This window comes from uncultured Dysgonomonas sp., from assembly GCF_900079725.1.
Taxonomy (GTDB): Bacteria; Bacteroidota; Bacteroidia; order Bacteroidales; family Dysgonomonadaceae; genus Dysgonomonas.
The window spans coordinates 4,378,109-4,395,493 of record NZ_LT599032.1; the positions used below are offsets into that span (position 1 = coordinate 4,378,109).

14 protein-coding genes and 1 tRNA gene are annotated in these 17,385 nt (G+C 39.7%); 14 read left to right on the forward strand and 1 reads right to left on the reverse strand.

The window, feature by feature from the left end; genetic code table 11:
• Nucleotides 1-14: 14 nt before the first annotated feature.
• The 11 genes from QZL88_RS18000 (at nt 15) to QZL88_RS18050 (ending at nt 7,718) form a co-directional block, all read left to right on the forward strand.
• Nucleotides 15-1,850, forward strand: coding sequence for a U32 family peptidase (locus tag QZL88_RS18000; RefSeq protein ID WP_296943518.1), 1,836 nt, complete (start codon nt 15-17; stop codon nt 1,848-1,850).
• A gap of 63 nt (nt 1,851-1,913) precedes the next feature.
• Nucleotides 1,914-2,333 carry a VanZ family protein gene (locus QZL88_RS18005; RefSeq protein WP_296943520.1) on the forward strand — a complete coding sequence of 140 codons (420 nt, stop codon included), beginning with the start codon at nt 1,914-1,916 and terminating at the stop codon, nt 2,331-2,333.
• A complete protein-coding gene (locus QZL88_RS18010; RefSeq protein ID WP_296943522.1) occupies nt 2,330-2,857 on the forward strand; it encodes a TlpA disulfide reductase family protein in 528 nt (175 codons plus the stop codon). Before QZL88_RS18005 ends, QZL88_RS18010 begins: the two co-directional genes overlap by 4 nt.
• Before the next feature lie 5 nt (nt 2,858-2,862).
• Nucleotides 2,863-3,459 (forward strand): imidazole glycerol phosphate synthase subunit HisH, encoded by a 597-nt coding sequence (gene hisH, locus QZL88_RS18015; RefSeq protein ID WP_296943524.1) that lies wholly within the window; start codon nt 2,863-2,865, stop codon nt 3,457-3,459.
• A 10-nt stretch (nt 3,460-3,469) separates the two neighbouring features.
• Nucleotides 3,470-3,952 (forward strand): DUF4870 domain-containing protein, encoded by a 483-nt coding sequence (locus tag QZL88_RS18020; protein ID WP_296943526.1) that lies wholly within the window; start codon nt 3,470-3,472, stop codon nt 3,950-3,952.
• 10 nt (nt 3,953-3,962) lie between these two features.
• The gene (hisA, locus tag QZL88_RS18025; protein ID WP_296943528.1) at nt 3,963-4,688 is read left to right on the forward strand and encodes a 1-(5-phosphoribosyl)-5-[(5-phosphoribosylamino)methylideneamino]imidazole-4-carboxamide isomerase; all 726 of its coding nucleotides are present in this window, start codon (nt 3,963-3,965) and stop codon (nt 4,686-4,688) included.
• 2 nt (nt 4,689-4,690) lie between these two features.
• On the forward strand, nt 4,691-5,443 hold the full coding sequence (hisF, locus tag QZL88_RS18030) for an imidazole glycerol phosphate synthase subunit HisF (RefSeq protein WP_296943530.1): 753 nt from the start codon (nt 4,691-4,693) through the stop codon (nt 5,441-5,443).
• 60 nt (nt 5,444-5,503) lie between these two features.
• A complete protein-coding gene (hisIE, locus tag QZL88_RS18035; protein ID WP_296943532.1) occupies nt 5,504-6,103 on the forward strand; it encodes a bifunctional phosphoribosyl-AMP cyclohydrolase/phosphoribosyl-ATP diphosphatase HisIE in 600 nt (199 codons plus the stop codon).
• 93 nt (nt 6,104-6,196) lie between these two features.
• The gene (locus QZL88_RS18040) at nt 6,197-6,898 is read left to right on the forward strand and encodes an ATP-binding cassette domain-containing protein (protein WP_296943535.1); all 702 of its coding nucleotides are present in this window, start codon (nt 6,197-6,199) and stop codon (nt 6,896-6,898) included.
• A gap of 109 nt (nt 6,899-7,007) precedes the next feature.
• The gene (locus QZL88_RS18045; protein ID WP_296943537.1) at nt 7,008-7,538 is read left to right on the forward strand and encodes a GNAT family N-acetyltransferase; all 531 of its coding nucleotides are present in this window, start codon (nt 7,008-7,010) and stop codon (nt 7,536-7,538) included.
• 107 nt (nt 7,539-7,645) lie between these two features.
• Nucleotides 7,646-7,718, forward strand: a tRNA-Gly gene (locus QZL88_RS18050).
• Between the two features lie 240 nt (nt 7,719-7,958).
• On the opposite strand, the gene QZL88_RS18055 is transcribed toward QZL88_RS18050, so the two are convergent.
• Nucleotides 7,959-10,484, reverse strand: coding sequence for a DNA-binding transcriptional activator (locus QZL88_RS18055; protein ID WP_296943540.1), 2,526 nt, complete (start codon nt 10,482-10,484; stop codon nt 7,959-7,961).
• Nucleotides 10,485-10,775: 291 nt separating this feature from the next.
• Between QZL88_RS18055 and QZL88_RS18060 the strand changes: the two genes are divergently transcribed.
• From QZL88_RS18060 to QZL88_RS18070, 3 genes are all read left to right on the forward strand, one after another.
• Nucleotides 10,776-12,590 carry a carboxypeptidase-like regulatory domain-containing protein gene (locus QZL88_RS18060; protein ID WP_296943542.1) on the forward strand — a complete coding sequence of 605 codons (1,815 nt, stop codon included), beginning with the start codon at nt 10,776-10,778 and terminating at the stop codon, nt 12,588-12,590.
• Nucleotides 12,591-12,693: 103 nt separating this feature from the next.
• A complete protein-coding gene (locus QZL88_RS18065; protein ID WP_006797622.1) occupies nt 12,694-14,163 on the forward strand; it encodes a glycoside hydrolase family 76 protein in 1,470 nt (489 codons plus the stop codon).
• Nucleotides 14,164-14,184: 21 nt separating this feature from the next.
• Nucleotides 14,185-17,367, forward strand: coding sequence for a TonB-dependent receptor (locus QZL88_RS18070; RefSeq protein WP_296943545.1), 3,183 nt, complete (start codon nt 14,185-14,187; stop codon nt 17,365-17,367).
• Nucleotides 17,368-17,385: the final 18 nt, after the last annotated feature.

The following is a 17,385-nucleotide window of genomic DNA, read 5'->3' on the forward strand; positions in this document are numbered from 1 at the left end:
TAATAAGATAAACTTTGCTGAAAGCACGCAAAATAGAACTACTAGCCCCTGCTAAAAACCTGGAATGTGGTATTGAGGCCATTAATCATGGAGCAGATGCGGTGTACATCGGTGCGCCCAAATTCAGTGCGCGTGCGGCTGCCGGAAACACACTTGATGATATTAAGTCGCTGGCGGAGTACGCACATCAGTTCGGAGCGAAAGTATATGTTGCTCTGAATACCATATTGACAGATAGTGAACTACAGGATGCAGAGGAACTCATTTGGCAGTTATATACCGATGCCAAAATAGACGCGCTCATAATTCAGGATATGGGCATTACGATGCTCAATCTTCCTCCGGTTGCACTGCATGCAAGTACACAAATGGATAACCGGAGTGCAGAGAAGGTGAAGTTTCTCGAAAATGCAGGATTTAAGCAAATTGTATTACCCCGCGAATTGACAATAGATGAAATAGGCGAAATTGCCGCTCAAGTAAAAACTCCTCTCGAGGTCTTTGTGCATGGCGCATTATGCGTATGTTACAGCGGGCAGTGTTATCTCAGTCAGGCTTTGTCGGGGCGCAGTGCTAACAAAGGAGCATGCGCACAGTATTGCCGTTTGCCATATACGCTGGTTGACGCTGATGGAGAGGAGATAATGCAAAAGAAGCATTTTCTGTCGATGAAAGATCTTAATCTGTTGGATAATCTGGAAGAATTACTGGAGGCTGGCGTCAGTTCTCTCAAGATAGAAGGGCGGTTGAAAGATGTCTCCTATGTGAAGAATGTGGTGGCTTATTATCGTCAGAAACTGGATGCAGTTCTGGCAAAACATTCTCAGTATATAAGGGCTTCGTCGGGTAAATCAGTATATACATTCGAACCCAATCCGGAAAAAAGTTTCAACCGAGGTTTTACCAAATACTTTTTGCACGACCGTAGCAGTAATATGTGGTCGGTAGATTCGCCCAAATCGGTAGGTGAGCCCATCGGAAAAATTACAGAGATTACAACAAAGTACATCAAAATCAATAGCACGATAAGAATACACAACGGCGATGGCCTGTGCTACTTTAATAATAAAAAAGAGTTGGAGGGTATTCATGTCAATCGTGTCGAAGGTGAACTTATCTTTCCGGCAGCGATTCCTGAAGTTAAGCGAGGCACTTTTGTGTACCGCAATTATGACCATGAGTTTGAAAAGTTGCTGTCGAAAAAATCGGCAGAGCGCCGTATCGGTGCTACTATAGAACTGAATGAAATTCCATTCGGCTTTTCTTTAGAGATTACTGATGAGGATGATAATTATGCGGTACTTAATTTTGAAACGGAGAAACAATCTGCCCTGAAAGACCAGACTGAAAATATCCGGAATAATCTGAGCAAGACGGGTAATACGATATTTAAAGTGGAGGAGGTCAATATAAATTGGAGCGATAGTTGGTTTGTTCCGGTTTCCCTGTTGTCGGAATGGAGACGACAACTGACAGATAAACTGTTATCCGTACGAAAAATCAGATATCAACAGGAGATAGTACCTCATAAACAGACCTCGCATGCTTTTCCTGTTAAAGATATTACATATCTGGGGAATGTGATGAACGAAAAGGGTAGGCGATTTTATACGCAACATCAATCGTCGGTGATACAGCCTGCGTTTGAAAAACAGGGACAAAAAGGTGTATCTCTCATGTTTACCCGCCATTGTATCAAACAGTCATTAGGTTGGTGTCTGAAAGAAGGAACCGAAAAACATCCTTACAAAGAGCCTTTCTTTTTGATATATAACAATACAAAATTGCGTCTTTCGTTCGATTGTCGAAATTGTGAGATGAAAGTATTTAACGATTCGTACGCAGAATAATATACATATTGATATTTTCTGTATCTTTGAACTTATATTGAAAATTTTCAATATTTTCATTCTATGCTGAAAAGAATTGTAAGATATACTTGGCCTCCCGCGGTCATTGCTATTATCATTTTTTATTTATGCTGCCTTATCCCTACAGATGATATACCTGATGTCGGGTTTCAGTTTTTTATCCCAGCTGATAAAATTGTGCATTTTCTGATGTATTTCGGTCTGTCCGGAGTGGCATCTTTCAATTATATCTTTTACAAAAAAGGGCATATTATTATATTGAAGCTTGTCGTTTTCGCTATACTGGTCCCTATAATTTACGGAGGAATGATAGAGATAATACAAGCGGAATATTTTCCGGGAAGGAGTGGGGATTGGTCCGATTTTTTGGCAGACGTGTTGGGTGTACTGGCATCCTTACCCATTTCCTTTTGGTTTAGGCGTTTTATGTTAAATAGACAATTACAGGAAGAAGACATATGAAAAAGTCAATCGTTATTTTGTTCGTGTTGTTTTTCTCAATGAGTATATTTTCTCAGGAGGAGAATTATCAATATAAAGTAAAAGTGGGAGATGTTGCTCCCGATTTTGAAATGAGTCTGCCTTCGGGACAAAAAGTGAAATTATCCTCTCTGAGAGGTAAGGTTATCATGCTGCAATTTACTGCCAGCTGGTGTGGCGTATGCCGCAAAGAGATGCCCCATATAGAGAAAGAGATATGGCAGAAGCATAAGGATAATCCTAATTTTGCGTTATATGGTATAGACCGCGAAGAACCGGCCGAAACAGTCTTGAAATTTGCCAAAGCCACAGGAGTGACTTATCCTATAGGTTTAGACCCGAAAGCAGATATATTTGGTACATACGCGGAAAAAGAAGCGGGGATCACAAGGAATATCATTATTGATAAAAATGGAAAGATAGTAATGCTTACCAGGCTTTTCAAGATGGAAGAGTTTAACGAAATGGTTGCCTTGATAGATTCTTTAGTAGTAGAGAAAAAATAATACAGATGAGTATTGTTATTATAAAATACAATGCAGGTAATATCTTTTCGGTAGAGCATGCTTTTAAACGTCTGGGTATAGAAGCTATTGTGACTGCTGACAAAGAGTTGATCAGTACCGCAGACAAAGTGATTTTTCCGGGGGTAGGAGAGGCTAGTTCCACAATGCATCATTTGCGTCAGACAGGATTGGATAAGCTTATACCCGATCTGAAGCAACCCGTCTTGGGAATTTGCCTCGGTATGCAGTTGATGTGCGCCCATTCCGAAGAAGGCGATGTGGATTGTTTAAATATATTTGATGCGGAAGTAAAACGTTTTGTCTCGGAAAGACATGAAGATAAAGTGCCTCATATGGGATGGAATACAATTACTAATCTAACGAGTGAGATTTTTGATGATTCACTGGAGGGGGAATTTGTATATTTTGTACATAGTTATTATGTAGCGAGTTGCAAGCATACGGCAGCAACGACAGATTATATCCTTCCATTTAGTGCGGCCATCCATAAAGATAATTTTTATGCAACCCAGTTCCACCCGGAAAAGAGTGGGGGAGTGGGTGAAAAGATATTAAAGAACTTTTTGTCGAATACTAAATAAATAATTTATCATGGATAAGTACGATGAATTAAGAAAGCTGGAGGAGCTTAGAGCTCAGGGAGCAATTTCGGAAGAAGAGTTTCAGCAAGAAAAACACAGGATATTGAATCCCGGTAGCTATGGTAACGAGAAGAAAGGGTTAGGAGGCATACAGAAAGATTCATATATCATACTGATGCATCTGTCGCAGTTTGCAGGTTTCCTTATTCCCGGATTAGGCTTTATTCTACCCATTGTATTGTGGTTGGTAAATGCAAAAGAATATCCGGAAGTAGACCGGCATGGAAAGAATATCGCGAATTTTATGATAAGTATGCTTATTTATGCGACAATAGCAGGGATCTTCTGCATCACGATAATCGGAATTGTAATAGGCCTTCCAATGCTTATCATAATTGCGATACTCGAAATCGTATTCATAATCATTGCAGCAATAAAGGCCAGCAACGGAGAATATTGGAAGTATCCATTGTCAATCACTTTTTTTTCTTAAATAACAGAGCATGATAGAGATTATCCCTGCTATAGATATTATTGATGGTAAGTGCGTTCGTCTGTCACAAGGCGATTATAATGCAAAGAAAGTATATAACGAAGATCCGCTGGAGGTAGCGAAAATGTTTGAAGGCGCGGGTATCCGCCGTCTTCATCTCGTCGACCTCGATGGGGCGAAGGCAAAAAGAGTCGTCAATCAGGCTGTTCTGGAAAAGATTGCGTCAAATACTTCCCTCGTCATTGATTTTGGCGGAGGGGTGCAAAGTGATTCCGATCTGGATATTGTTTTCGAATCAGGAGCTTCTATGGTTACCGGAGGGAGTATTGCGGTGAGGGATAGGGATTTATTTATTTCCTGGATAGAGAAATATGGCAGCGAAAAGATAATTTTGGGGGCTGATTGTAAGGACGGTAAGATCGCTGTTTCCGGTTGGCAGGAATCTACATCGGTTGATATTATTCCTTTTATAGGAGATTATAAAGCGAAGGGTATAAATAAAGTTGTCTGTACGGATATCAGCAAGGATGGCATGCTCCAAGGTCCGTCTATTGACTTGTATAAGGAAATCTTGAAATCTTTTCCGGATCTTTATTTAATTGCAAGTGGCGGAGTCAGTAGCTTTCAGGATATACTCGATTTGGAGCTCGCGGGTGTGCCTGCTGTTATTTTAGGAAAAGCGATCTATGAAAATAGAGTGACATTAGTCGAATTGGCTAATCATAATAAAGAATAAGAATGTTAGCGAAAAGAATAATACCTTGTCTTGATGTAAAAGACGGGATGACCGTGAAAGGAACCAATTTTGTGAATCTCCGGGAAGCCGGAGATCCGGTGGAACTTGGTGTGCGTTATAGCGAACAAGGAGCCGACGAACTGGTATTTCTTGATATTACGGCATCGCACGAGGAGCGTAAGACATTTACGGACTTGGTAAAGCGAATCGCCGCTAATATAAATATACCTTTTACTATCGGTGGAGGTATCAATGAATTATCGGATGTAGATCGCTTGTTGAATGCAGGTGCGGATAAGGTCTCTGTAAATTCCACAGCGATAAGAAATCCAAAAATAATTGAGGAAATAGCTAAAAACTTCGGTTCACAGGTTTGTGTTTGTGCAATAGATGCTAACTTAGAAGACGGGATATGGTCATGTTACACCAGTGGTGGACGTAACAAAACAGATAAAGAACTTTTCTCATGGGCTAAGGAAGCTGAAAATCTTGGTGCAGGTGAGATCCTTTTTACCAGTATGAACCATGACGGAGTGAAAAGCGGATATGCAAATGAGGCATTACGCCGGTTATCCGAAACATTGAATATCCCCATTATTGCCTCCGGCGGAGCCGGGAATATGGAACATTTTCGCGATGTGTTTGTTAATGGTAAAGCAGATGCAGCCTTGGCAGCCAGCGTTTTTCATTTTGGTGAGATAGCGATAAAGGATTTGAAGGATTATTTGAAAAAAGAAAATATAAATGTGAGATAATTATAAATTATGCGTTATGGATCATAGCTCGTAATTTATAACTCGTAACTTGTAACTATAATGAAACTCGATTTCGACAAAGTAGGTGGATTGATACCTGCAATTATACAGGATAATGAGACAAACAAAGTGTTGATGCTTGGCTATATGAATACTGAGGCTTTGCAGAAAACACAGGAAACGGGAAAGGTGACATTCTTTAGTCGTACAAAACAGCGGCTTTGGACAAAAGGCGAAGAAAGTGGGAACTTCCTTAACGTAATCAGTATAAAGGAAGATTGCGATAAGGATACACTCCTGATTAAAGTGAATCCTGTTGGTCCTGTTTGCCATACAGGAGCAGATACTTGCTTCGAAGAAGAAAATAAAGAAGATATCCTGTTTTTGAAATATCTTCAGCATTTTATAGAAAAACGTTACAAAGAGATGCCCGAAGGCTCTTATACAACATCACTTTTTGAGTCTGGAATAAATCGCATGGCCCAGAAAGTGGGCGAAGAGGCTCTGGAATCGGTGATAGAGGCATGTAATGGTACCGACGACCGTTTGATATATGAATCAGCAGATATGCTTTATCATCTGATTGTATTGTTAACATCGAAAGGGTTAAGTATCGAATACCTTGCAAGGGAGCTTCAAAAGCGTCATAAGAAAAATTAAAAACTAAAAACTAAAAGTGAAAAATGTTTATCAATCTCCATTTTTAATTTTTCACTTTTAGTTCTTCACTTTTCACTTTGTACTGACATAGTTATGGATAAAGATGTAATTATAAGATATGAGGGGGTTGATTTGGACAGGGATGGCAATAATATCCTTAGTGATATCAACATTTCGATAAATGAAGGTGAATTTATATACCTCATAGGGAAGGTAGGTTCGGGGAAAAGTACATTCCTGAAAAGTCTCTACTATGAAATACCTATAGAAAAAGGTCATGGACGTATCTTCGATTATGAACTGGAGAGTATAAAGAAGAAACAAATTCCTTTTTTGAGACGAAAGGTGGGAATCGTATTTCAGGACTTCCAATTGCTTATCGACCGTACTGCGGCTAAGAATCTGGAATTTGTCCTTCGTGCTACCGGATGGAAGAATAAGGGCCTGATAGATATTAGAATAGAGGAAGTTCTTACACAGGTAGGTATGCAAAATAAGGGCTATAAAATGCCTCATGAGTTATCGGGTGGCGAACAGCAACGTATTGTTATTGCACGTGCACTCCTAAATTCACCGGAGATCATACTTGCCGATGAGCCGACAGGGAATCTCGATCCAGAAACAGGTAATCAGATTGTACAGCTCTTACATACGATATCCGAGAGTAATACAGCCGTTATAATGTCGACACATAATTATGCAGTCGTTCAGAAATATCCGGGCAGAATCATCAAATGCGAGGATGGCCATCTGAAAGATGTGAAAATGGGAGGCCAAACTCAGGCACATAATTAATTATATAACTAAAAGAAGTATTTAATGCACCATTATTTAATCATAACAGATTATTGTTGTTGCAGATACAAAAGTAATAAAAAGGTCTGAGACCTTAATAGAGGGAATTATGGAAATAAGAAAATTAGATTTAGCAAAGAGTAATGAAGTTTCATTTATTGAAAACCTTTATATAGAATCCTTTCCGTTGAGCGAACGCCGCCCGGTGGAAACAATGCTGGATTTATATAAAGGAGATTCGCCTTTTGTTATTGCCGTAACCCTTGAAGATGATAATATAGTCGGATTCCTTACTTACTGGGATCTGGATGAATTTATATTTGCCGAGCATTTTGCTATTTCACCCGAGTTTCGTAATGGAGGATATGGACGTAAAGTGATGGATTTATTTATAAAAGATATAACCAAACCTATTATACTCGAGGTAGAATTACCCACCACCATCTTGTCGGAGCGTCGTATTGGATTCTATCAGCGTATCGGATTCAGATTGTGGGAAAATGTACAGTATCAGCAGCCTGCTTATCATAAAGATGGTATTGCTATCCCTATGAAATTAATGACATACGGAGATTTGGATGTAGAGAAAAACTTGATTGATATCAGAAGTAAGCTATATAGTGTGGTCTATAATTGCTAAATAAGAGCAGATGCCAGATTAATTACGCAAAAAACTTCTTTTGATTGAAAATAATAAGCAAAAATTTTGAAAAATTAAAAATAGCCTTTATATTTGCACTCGCAATTGCGAAAGTAGCTCAGTTGGTAGAGCACGACCTTGCCAAGGTCGGGGTCGCGGGTTCGAATCCCGTCTTTCGCTCAGGTTCCGAAAGGATCGGATAGAAAATAAGGATACCTTCCAAATCGAAAGATTGGAAGGTATTTTTTTATCTATTGGGGTTAAAAGAGAAATCATTGACTAGTACAATGAAAAAACGATCTGTTAGTGTACGTTAATATCAGAAATAATTAATATCAAGATTCAGTAGCAATCCTTTAATATCAGAAATATGAGCAAAAGAACATTTATCACGCCTGAATAAAATACTCCATTCCCGAATTAAATTAAATTCTTATAAGGATGCGGATAATCATTGCCCATCGTTTTTTTATATTCTGTAATAAAAGCCTGATACCTGATCCGGGCTTCCTCATTCATCTTTAGTTTCTGTAAGGCCTTAGTCTGGTAGATCAGCGCTTCGTCATTCAATGGATCTATAGAGAATAAGATATCTGTAAGGTCAATCGTTACCTGATAGCTTTCTGTTATGAAACTTTTTTCTACCTCCCTTAATAATACAGGTTCTAACTTTTGTTCCATCTCTACTTTGAATGGATCAAACAGTGCTTCATCCGAAGACTTCAAGAACTTTCCCCGTGTCAATATCGTGATCAGCTCTTCTCTGTTCTCTTCTATTTTATTTGTTGAAATGATATCCATACATCTTACAAAATCACAATAGCATCCCTGCTCTAATATGATTTTGAAAAAACCTTTATCATGGACAAATTCAATGCCGTCAAGTTCTCCCAGAGCTTTGCGTAAATGGTTTATTGTCACATTTCTGGAATTCTTAACCTTATCTTTGGGCCTGTCGGGCCATAATATATCGCTGAGTCGCTGCGACGTGATGCCGCCTTCCGTACTATATTGGAGAATCAGACAAAACATTTGCTTGAGTCGTACCGAAAACATGTAGGTTATATCCTTACCCGATCTGTCCCGTACAGTAAAATCACCGAACAGGTAAATCGAATTAGGCCGAAGGGCTGTTTGTTCTGCTTTCTTATTATCGGGTTGCTGTTTTATATTGTGTACTTTTTTATAGGATTTTCGTTTAAAAAACAGAATTGTAATAGTTGTAATTACCACACAGGAAATAACTATTATAAGTATTGCACTTTCTTCAGTAGAATGTTTATAACTGACCAGATCTTCGGCTGTTATAGGCGGAAATGCAAGAGAATAAACCTTCAGATCGGAAACAATATCATCATCAAATTCCTGAACAATAGCAAACAGGCAATTAAGTTGCTTGTCATAATACAGATTGGCATTTGTGGTAATACGGTCCGAATGTATTGGGATTGAATTACCGAGAATCTTATAACTCCCGTCTTTCAGTGAGAACTGATAAAGCCTGAGGTATGAGTCGGAAAAATGTTCCGGATAACATAATGTATAAAAACAGGAATCATTGAGTATTACCATTCCCCTCACAGGGACTACGTTATCTTCAGTCCATGGTATTTCCCAGCGCTTTATAACCCGGTTTGTGGTCAGGTTAATCTCATGCAGATCATAAAAATATTTCCGCCCTACGACTTGTTCCCCGGATTCATTTCCCATACCTCCGAATATATATATGGAATTTGTTTTCTCCAGATATCCAAGTGATGAGAAATACCGTGGAAAGATAGTATCTCCTTTAAAATCTTCAAGTATTTCCCATTTTCTGGAATTTAAATCGAAAGAATAAAAATTCTTACTATAATGCATATTACCGAATCCCCCGAATATTGTATACCGGGAAGTGGAAGGATCTAAATAAGAATCATGATGATGTAGCTGAGACAGAAGTTCGTCTGTAGATTCAGTTTCCCAGTTTTCAAGATTGGTTAAATCTACGCTCGCCATGGTCACCTCCTCCGGCACTCTCTCGTTGTATACTTCGTATGCGTATAGTCTGTTATTATCCGTATTAATAAAATTTGTCCCTAAAGCCAGCCGTACCGGGCATTTGTTACTGAAAGCCCTCATACTTGTCTTTCTAGATCTCACATTATATATATAAATAGAATCCCGGTTAAAATAATATATTTCTTTCTTTTCTCTATTATAATTAGCCCCGGCTACGGTTTTAGATTTAAATGATGCTAAAAATGACCAATGGTACGAGTCATTGATCAACCATCTTGGATTTGAAACTTCACCTAAAGCCTTACCATTCGAATCATGGACAATATTACCTTCGTTCTCCTTTAATGGAAAAGAATACATTTCCTGATTTCCCGCCGCCAGGTCTTTAATAGCAAAAGAGGGTACATCAATAATGTGATCACTCTTACCGAAGACAATGACAGGATAATACTTATCAGGGAGATTCGCATTTCCTATACCAAATGTATGATTATGGATGGTGAGCTTTATCGAATCATTTTTCAGGTCAAAGAATATTTTCATTTTAAACCAGTGAACATTGAGGAGTTCATCCATGTCTATCTCGGCAGTTATGAGACTACTCTTTCCTTCTTCATTAAATCGGAAAATATGGTTTTGACCCTGACCGTCATAAAACAGATTATAGATTTTATTGCTATTCTCATTCTTGATCCGTATAATATATCCTATTTGTGTATCAGGATAAAGAGATAAATTACACTCAATATTAAAATATTGTGAAAATTCGACAACTTTATTACTAAAGACATTATACGATGTGCGTTTATCTATTGGTACTTCTCCGCCACTAAATTTCAGCCCTTGAGAAAATGTTTCAGGCGAAATTAAATAACCTAAAATGAGGAATATATAACACAGATATTTGCAAAGAGAAGTTTTTGCGACTGCTATTATTTTTATCATGGCTATGTAATAACTGAAATCAGAAATTGATTTTAGCGATAAAGATATTAAAAATCCTTTAAATCGAAAGAACTGAATATAGCCTTATACAAATGGAAAGTGTAAAATAGGCAGGTTAATGATTTTTTGTGGTTAATAACCCACTTTTAACCCAAAAATTAACCATTGAGCTATAATATTTGACGCAAAAATACTATGTAGCTGACTTCGGCTAATTCTAAACTGAAAACTAAAACGCATTGTATCTAATACTTTATTTTTTTAATCAACTCCTTATATTAAGTGAATAACATGAAACTAGTGAAAATTTTAAGAGTTTTTATGTTTATCGTCTTGCTTGGTACTATAACTAGTGCTTGTAGCAATGATGACGAACAGGTTAATATCGGTGCAGGTACTGTTACCGGTATTGTAACGGACGAGACAGGGTCTCCTATCGCCGGGGTCACGGTTGCCGTATCCGGTAAAGATGAGACTGTGAGCAGTGGTATCGATGGAAAATACACAATTCAGAATGTATCGATGGAATCCCATGCCGTAGTTTTTGTTAAAACCGGATGGCAAACAATCAGTGCAACAGTTACAGCGAAAAAATTTGTTGGTAGTGTAGCCACTGTAAACATTACAATGGTGAATGCTTCTGCAAAGATCAGTGGTATCATTATCGATGCTAAAAATGGCGGAGTTCCTCTCTCTGGAGTTACAGTAAGCATTGGTCCGGCAGGTACGGTTACCACAGGAACCGACGGGAAATACCTCTTCGAAAATCTGGTCGCCGATGAGTATACCGTGACTTTTACCAAAGCAAATTATGTAACTATCACCAAAACGGTGACTAAGGCCAGTTTTGAAGATGGGGCAGTGATTCTGGATTTACAGATGGGTGGAACTGAACTTTTGCGCGGATTGACCAGGGACGATCTGTTAAATGCTGATAAGTGGTACTACAATGAGTACCGTGGTGGAGGTAATGCTGATGCATATCCTCATTGGGACTGGGCTTGTGACTATATGTGTTCTCTCAGTTTCTGGGGCAATTGGGAAGAGCAATGGGAAGGAACCACATTGCGTATTCGTAATGATGAAGCAGACCGGAAGAATCCTGCCGACCTTGATGTATTCGATTCGTATACATGGGGTAGTAAAAAAATTACAGCGGACAATAAGATTCTTTCGCTGAGAGTGCGTACACATGATGCCGATGCATCTGCTCCTGCATATTTCGGTGTACAGGTAGTCGATCTTTCTGCAGCTGAGCCTGTGACCGAAAAAATTGGAGATGTAAGGACTCATGGTTCCGGGAATTATGCAGATTATCATTTCGATCTGAGTCAGTATATTGGCAAAGAAGTGATCGTCGCTATTGGTATTTATCGTAATGCGACAGGAAACTACTGGAAGCAGCTGGTACTTCGCCGTGTTGCTTTTGCTCAGGAAAATGTAACCAATTGGGATTGGATTCCGGGAAATGAAGTGATAGACGGCTGGAAACTGACTCACGAAATGGTTCGTTCCACGATGATACATACCAAAAAGTCATTTACAGGAATCAGCCCTATCAGTGCAGGACGTGATGTGAATATGACAACCGGTTATCCGGCAGCATACAGGGCTTGGCGAAATGTAGCACATATAGGACATGAATGGGCATTTGTACCATTACATAAAGACCCCGAAGTATTTCCATCCGAAGGTTACCTTATCAAGACCAGAGGCAGTGGTACTCAGGTGAACACTAAGGAGCCGGAAGCATATTTCTACTCTAAATTTGCTATCGCACCGGGTAGTAACCAATTAACGCTGAAGACCCGAAATTTCGGAAGCAATTACACTTTCTTCAAATTGACAGCAATAAAAGAAGACGGTACGATTGTGCATGTAGCTCCAAAATCGAATACAGCTCAGGACGCTGCCGCTGCTGCCGATGGTTGCTGGAAATTTAAGCACGGTTCGGGTGGAGCAGGAGACCCGGATGGATATGCTTCATTTGTATATGACCTGTCTCAATTTAACGGAAACGATGTGATGTTGATATTTGGTGTGTACAAAGGAGAAAGTAATGGAGATGAGAGTAAACTTGTATTCTATAATATTAACCTGAATTAAAAAACGAAAAAACTGCGCCCTTAGTGAATCCTCTGCATATCTCGATACTTCAGTATGTATTGTATATGCAGCGGATACACAGAGGGACAGGAATAAGAATGAAATGAAAAAAATATTTACAACTATTTTCTGTACACTCTTAGTGGTGACTGTTGCATGTAGTGATAATAATGAAGTAGATGGCAACGGAGGCGGCAATAATTCCGGAATTATCAAAACTGATAACCTTGCGGAGCAAAATATCCTTCGGTCGATGCAGTTGGTTGACAGTGCGGTGTCCTACCACTTTAAGGGAGAAGGTATGGCAATGTCAAGATATTACAATCCTTATACAAATTCGAATGTGAATAAGGAGGGAGCTGATGAGAAAGGCAGTGTATGGATGTACACAAGTTCTATCGAAGCTGTGAATGCAATCCTGCATGGGCTGAAAGCTCATAAGGAAAAAGGCAAAGCAGAGCTTTATGACAAGCACTTTAGCCGTTACACAGCCCTGTTAGCCAAATTGTATGATAATATTGCATATTATAGGGGCACGTTTCGTCTTACATCGTATACTCAAACGAAAGATTGGTCCGTATATGGAGTAGATAGGGGAAATGCCAAAGGTACAGCATTGGTAGAAGGTATACATAATGTATATGACGACCAGCAATGGCTGATCAGAGAACTTATCGAAGCCTATAAACTGACAGGTAGCAATACCTATCTGACCGAAGCGGAATATCTGGCGGATTATGTGTTGGATGGATGGGATTGTGTACTCGATGCCAATGGAAAAGAATACGGAGGTATTCCATGGGGACCGGGCTATGTGACAAAGCATTCATGTAGCAACGGGCCTGTAGTAAGTCCACTGGTATGGTTACACGAACTGTATAAAGGTAAGAATGACGAAATTTCTTATAAATATATAGCAACTGATGGTAGCCGCAAAACCGCTACGCTAAAGAAAAGCGACTATTACCTAAAATTTGCAAAGGCTGTTTATGCTTGGCAAAAGACGAATTTGTTACGCGAGGATGGAGTATATCACGACATGATGGGAGGCTGTGATCCTGACTGCAATGTAGCGTATGAAACCGTTAACGGCGTAACATACCGCAAGCACACCAATCTGCGTGACCGTGTGGGTACTGCCTATTCTTACAATTGTGGCTCTATGCTTTCCGGTGCGGCTGACCTGTATCGTGCAACGGGAGAGAATACATATGTGGAAGATGCCAAAAAATTGTCGGATGCCAGTTTCAAATATTTTGCTAAACTGGGAGTAAACAAGCCCGGGTATTATACATATGATATAATAGGCTTCAACAACTGGTTTAACGGAGTGCTGATGCGCGCATATGTCGATGTATATCCTTCATACAATAATGCGTCTGCATACGTCGATAGTTTCCAGAAGAATCTTGATTACGGGTATGAAAACTTTTTCTACAGAGGATTTCTTCCTCCCAATTTATTAGTAGGTTGGAGTCGTGAAAATGGCAATAACAGAGTGGAAGGTATGTTCACTTTTGCCTTTGCTGCCGAATACGCTACTCTGGCGCGATACGAATTGGAAAAACAATAACTAACTTAAATTTATATCGTTATGATAAAAACACATTATGCAAAAAAGATGCGATCCTTGCATTCTTGCATGTTAATGATGCTCTTTGTTGTTTTGATGCCTATGTCTTTATGGGCGCAAAACAAGACCATTACCGGAATAGTTGCGGACGAAACCAATGAACCGGTAGCCGGAGCAAGTGTCGTGATTAAAAATACCACTGTTGGTACTATTACAGATATCGACGGTAAATATACTATTCAGGCACCGGACAATGCTACCCTGGTATTTACATTTTTGGGATATAGTCCTAAAGAAGAAAAAGTAAGCGGACGCAGCCAGATCAATGTTTCACTGACTTTAGATGAGACTACGCTCGATGATGTGGTAGTTGTCGGATATGGTGTACAGAAAAAAGTAACACTAACCGGGGCTGTAGCCGGAGTTAAGGGATCGGAAATGATAAAGACCAAGAATGAGAATCCGCAGAATATGCTTACCGGTAAAATTGCAGGTGTGCGTGTATGGCAAAAAAGTGCAGAACCAGGTACATTTAATAATAATTTCGATATTCGTGGTTTGGGCGCTCCGTTGGTAGTTATCGATGGTATTCCCCGTACTACAGCCGATTTTCAACGTTTGAACGCAAATGATATCGATGATATTTCTGTATTGAAGGATGCATCAGCTGCCATATACGGTGTACGGGCAGCTAACGGGGTTGTACTCGTAACTACTAAGAAAGGATCGAAAGACGGGAAAACCTCAGTTTCTTATAATGGTACATATACATTCCAGAAACCTTCGGGTATGCCTGTCCTTGCCGATCCGTATCAGACAATGACATTGTACAACGAACAGGCGATGAATAATATAAGTGGGGGAAGCATCATATATAAAGAATCTGATTTTGAAGCTTTCCGCAACGGTACCCGTCGCACTACAGATTGGACAAATCTGGTATTTTCAGATTATGCTCCGCAAACCCAGCATGATTTAAGCATTACGGGAGGAAACGATAAGACCCAGTATTACATAGGTATGGGATACTTCTATCAGGAAGGTTTTTTCAAATCGGGAGACCTTAATTATGATAAATATAATCTGCGTGCCAATATAACTACTAAAATTGTAAACGGATTAACATTTGATATTAATCTGAGCGGCGTAGCTGACGAGCGCAACAATCCGTACACAAGTGCGGTTGACATTATACGCACATATTGGAGACAAGGTGTATTGTATCCCGCATATGCCGATCCGGATAATACAATGCTCAATTATCAGGGGCTTGAATTACAGGAAAATGCAGTGGCTCAGATGAGTTCTGATGTATCCGGATACAGGAAATATCAGCAAAAATATTTTCAGTCATCGGCATCTCTTAATTACGATCTGGGTGTAATAACGCCGGTATTAAAAGGTTTATCGGCAAAAGCTCTGGTTAGTTATGACTACCGCACCGATAATAATACAGCTTATCGTAAAGAATATTATCAATATGCTTATAATGAACTGACCGATTCTTACGATCAGGCATTATTCAATACGAGTTCACCAAGCAGACTGCGCCGTGAAACATATAATAAACAGCAAATCCTGAGCCAGCTATTACTCAATTATAATCGTAGTTTCGGTGAGCATACTGTTAGTGGAGTTGTTGGTCTGGAAACTCAGAAGCGGACAGGAGATAACTTCTATGCACAGCGTGAGCTTGCTTTTTCTACAGATTATCTCTTTGCTGGTGTTGATGAAAATCAACTGGGAAGCATGAATATAGGAAATAATGACCTTTATGAAGAAGCTAACTCTGCAATGATAGGCAGGGTAAATTATGCTTATGCAAATCGTTACCTGCTTGAAGCTCAATTCCGTTACGACGGATCATCAAAGTTTGCAAAAGGGCATCAGTGGGGTTTCTTCCCATCTGTGTCGGCAGGTTGGCGTGTCTCCGAAGAGCCTTTCTTTAAATCTGTTTCAGCCCTTTCTTTTGTCGACCAGCTAAAACTGCGTGCCAGCTATGGGGTATTGGGAGATGATTTGGCAAACGACTGGAATTATGAATGGGCAAACGGCTATAACTATCCAGCGACAAATTCAAACGGGGGAAGCGGATATTATAATCAATATGCACCGGGATTTATCTTCGGAGATAAGTATGTTTCTGCTGCTGCTACCAAGCCACTGCCTAACATTGCAATTTCGTGGTACGAATCACGTACGCTTGACCTTGGGGTAGATTTTGAGGGATGGAATGGATTGTTCGGTTTTTCTTTAGACTATTTTGATCGCCGTCGTACAGGTATGTTTGCCCGCCGCAAAGGAGACCTTCCTACTGTAGTAGGTGCAGAGGCTCCTAACGAAAATCTGGATAGCGACCGTCACTTCGGTATGGACCTTGAACTTACGCATCGTAATAAAATAAATGATTTTTCTTATAGGATAAAGGCAATCGGTACAATTACGCGTCAGAAACATATGGTTGCTTCGGAAAAAGGACCATGGGGCAACTCTTACGACAGATGGCGTAATGATAATCTTACCGACCGTTATCAAGGAGTACAATTCGGATATACTGGTGCCGGACGTTATCAAAGCTGGAAAGATATATGGTCGTACCCGATTTATAAAGACCGTGGAATTTTGCCGGGGGATTATAAATATGAAGACTGGAACGGCGACGGTGAAATTAACGGACAGGATATGCATCCTTATGCTTTTGACCAGACTCCATGGTTGAATTATAGTATAAATTTTGACTTCGCATATAAGAATTTCGACCTGAACATACTATTGCAAGGATCGGCTCTCGGCTCAATGAAATATGAAGAACCGTTATATGCAATTTGGGGAAGTAACGGTGGAGGTACGCTGGTACAATTCCTGGACCGCTGGCATCCGGTAGATCCTACAGCAGATCCTTACGATCCTGCTACAGAATGGGTGAGTGGTTATTATGGCTATACAGGACATTATCCTGATGCAAATTCATCTTTCAACCGTGTGAGTACGGCTTATCTCCGTCTCAAAAGTATAGAACTTGGCTATACACTGCCTCGGATAAAGGCCTTATCGTCTATGAACCTGCGTGTATTTGCCAATGCGTATAATATGTTTACTATAACAGGAGTGAAATTCGTGGATCCGGAACATCCGGATAGCGATAATGGAAGGTTATATCCACTTAATAAAACTTACACCATAGGTATGTCTCTTACATTCTAATAATTAGTGTCAGTTACG

Excerpts from the sequence above, each read along its gene's own strand:
- QZL88_RS18005 (WP_296943520.1), top strand. The coding sequence starts at position 1,914 with ATGCTGAAAAGAATTGTAAGATATACTTGGCCTCCCGCGGTCATTGCT.
- QZL88_RS18010 (WP_296943522.1), top strand. The coding sequence starts at position 2,330 with ATGAAAAAGTCAATCGTTATTTTGTTCGTGTTGTTTTTCTCAATGAGT.
- hisH (WP_296943524.1), top strand. The coding sequence starts at position 2,863 with ATGAGTATTGTTATTATAAAATACAATGCAGGTAATATCTTTTCGGTA.
- QZL88_RS18020 (WP_296943526.1), top strand. The coding sequence starts at position 3,470 with ATGGATAAGTACGATGAATTAAGAAAGCTGGAGGAGCTTAGAGCTCAG.
- hisA (WP_296943528.1), top strand. The coding sequence starts at position 3,963 with ATGATAGAGATTATCCCTGCTATAGATATTATTGATGGTAAGTGCGTT.
- hisF (WP_296943530.1), top strand. The coding sequence starts at position 4,691 with ATGTTAGCGAAAAGAATAATACCTTGTCTTGATGTAAAAGACGGGATG.
- hisIE (WP_296943532.1), top strand. The coding sequence starts at position 5,504 with ATGAAACTCGATTTCGACAAAGTAGGTGGATTGATACCTGCAATTATA.
- QZL88_RS18040 (WP_296943535.1), top strand. The coding sequence starts at position 6,197 with ATGGATAAAGATGTAATTATAAGATATGAGGGGGTTGATTTGGACAGG.
- QZL88_RS18045 (WP_296943537.1), top strand. The coding sequence starts at position 7,008 with ATGGAAATAAGAAAATTAGATTTAGCAAAGAGTAATGAAGTTTCATTT.
- QZL88_RS18055 (WP_296943540.1), bottom strand. The coding sequence starts at position 10,484 with ATGATAAAAATAATAGCAGTCGCAAAAACTTCTCTTTGCAAATATCTG.
- QZL88_RS18060 (WP_296943542.1), top strand. The coding sequence starts at position 10,776 with ATGAAACTAGTGAAAATTTTAAGAGTTTTTATGTTTATCGTCTTGCTT.
- QZL88_RS18065 (WP_006797622.1), top strand. The coding sequence starts at position 12,694 with ATGAAAAAAATATTTACAACTATTTTCTGTACACTCTTAGTGGTGACT.
- QZL88_RS18070 (WP_296943545.1), top strand. The coding sequence starts at position 14,185 with ATGATAAAAACACATTATGCAAAAAAGATGCGATCCTTGCATTCTTGC.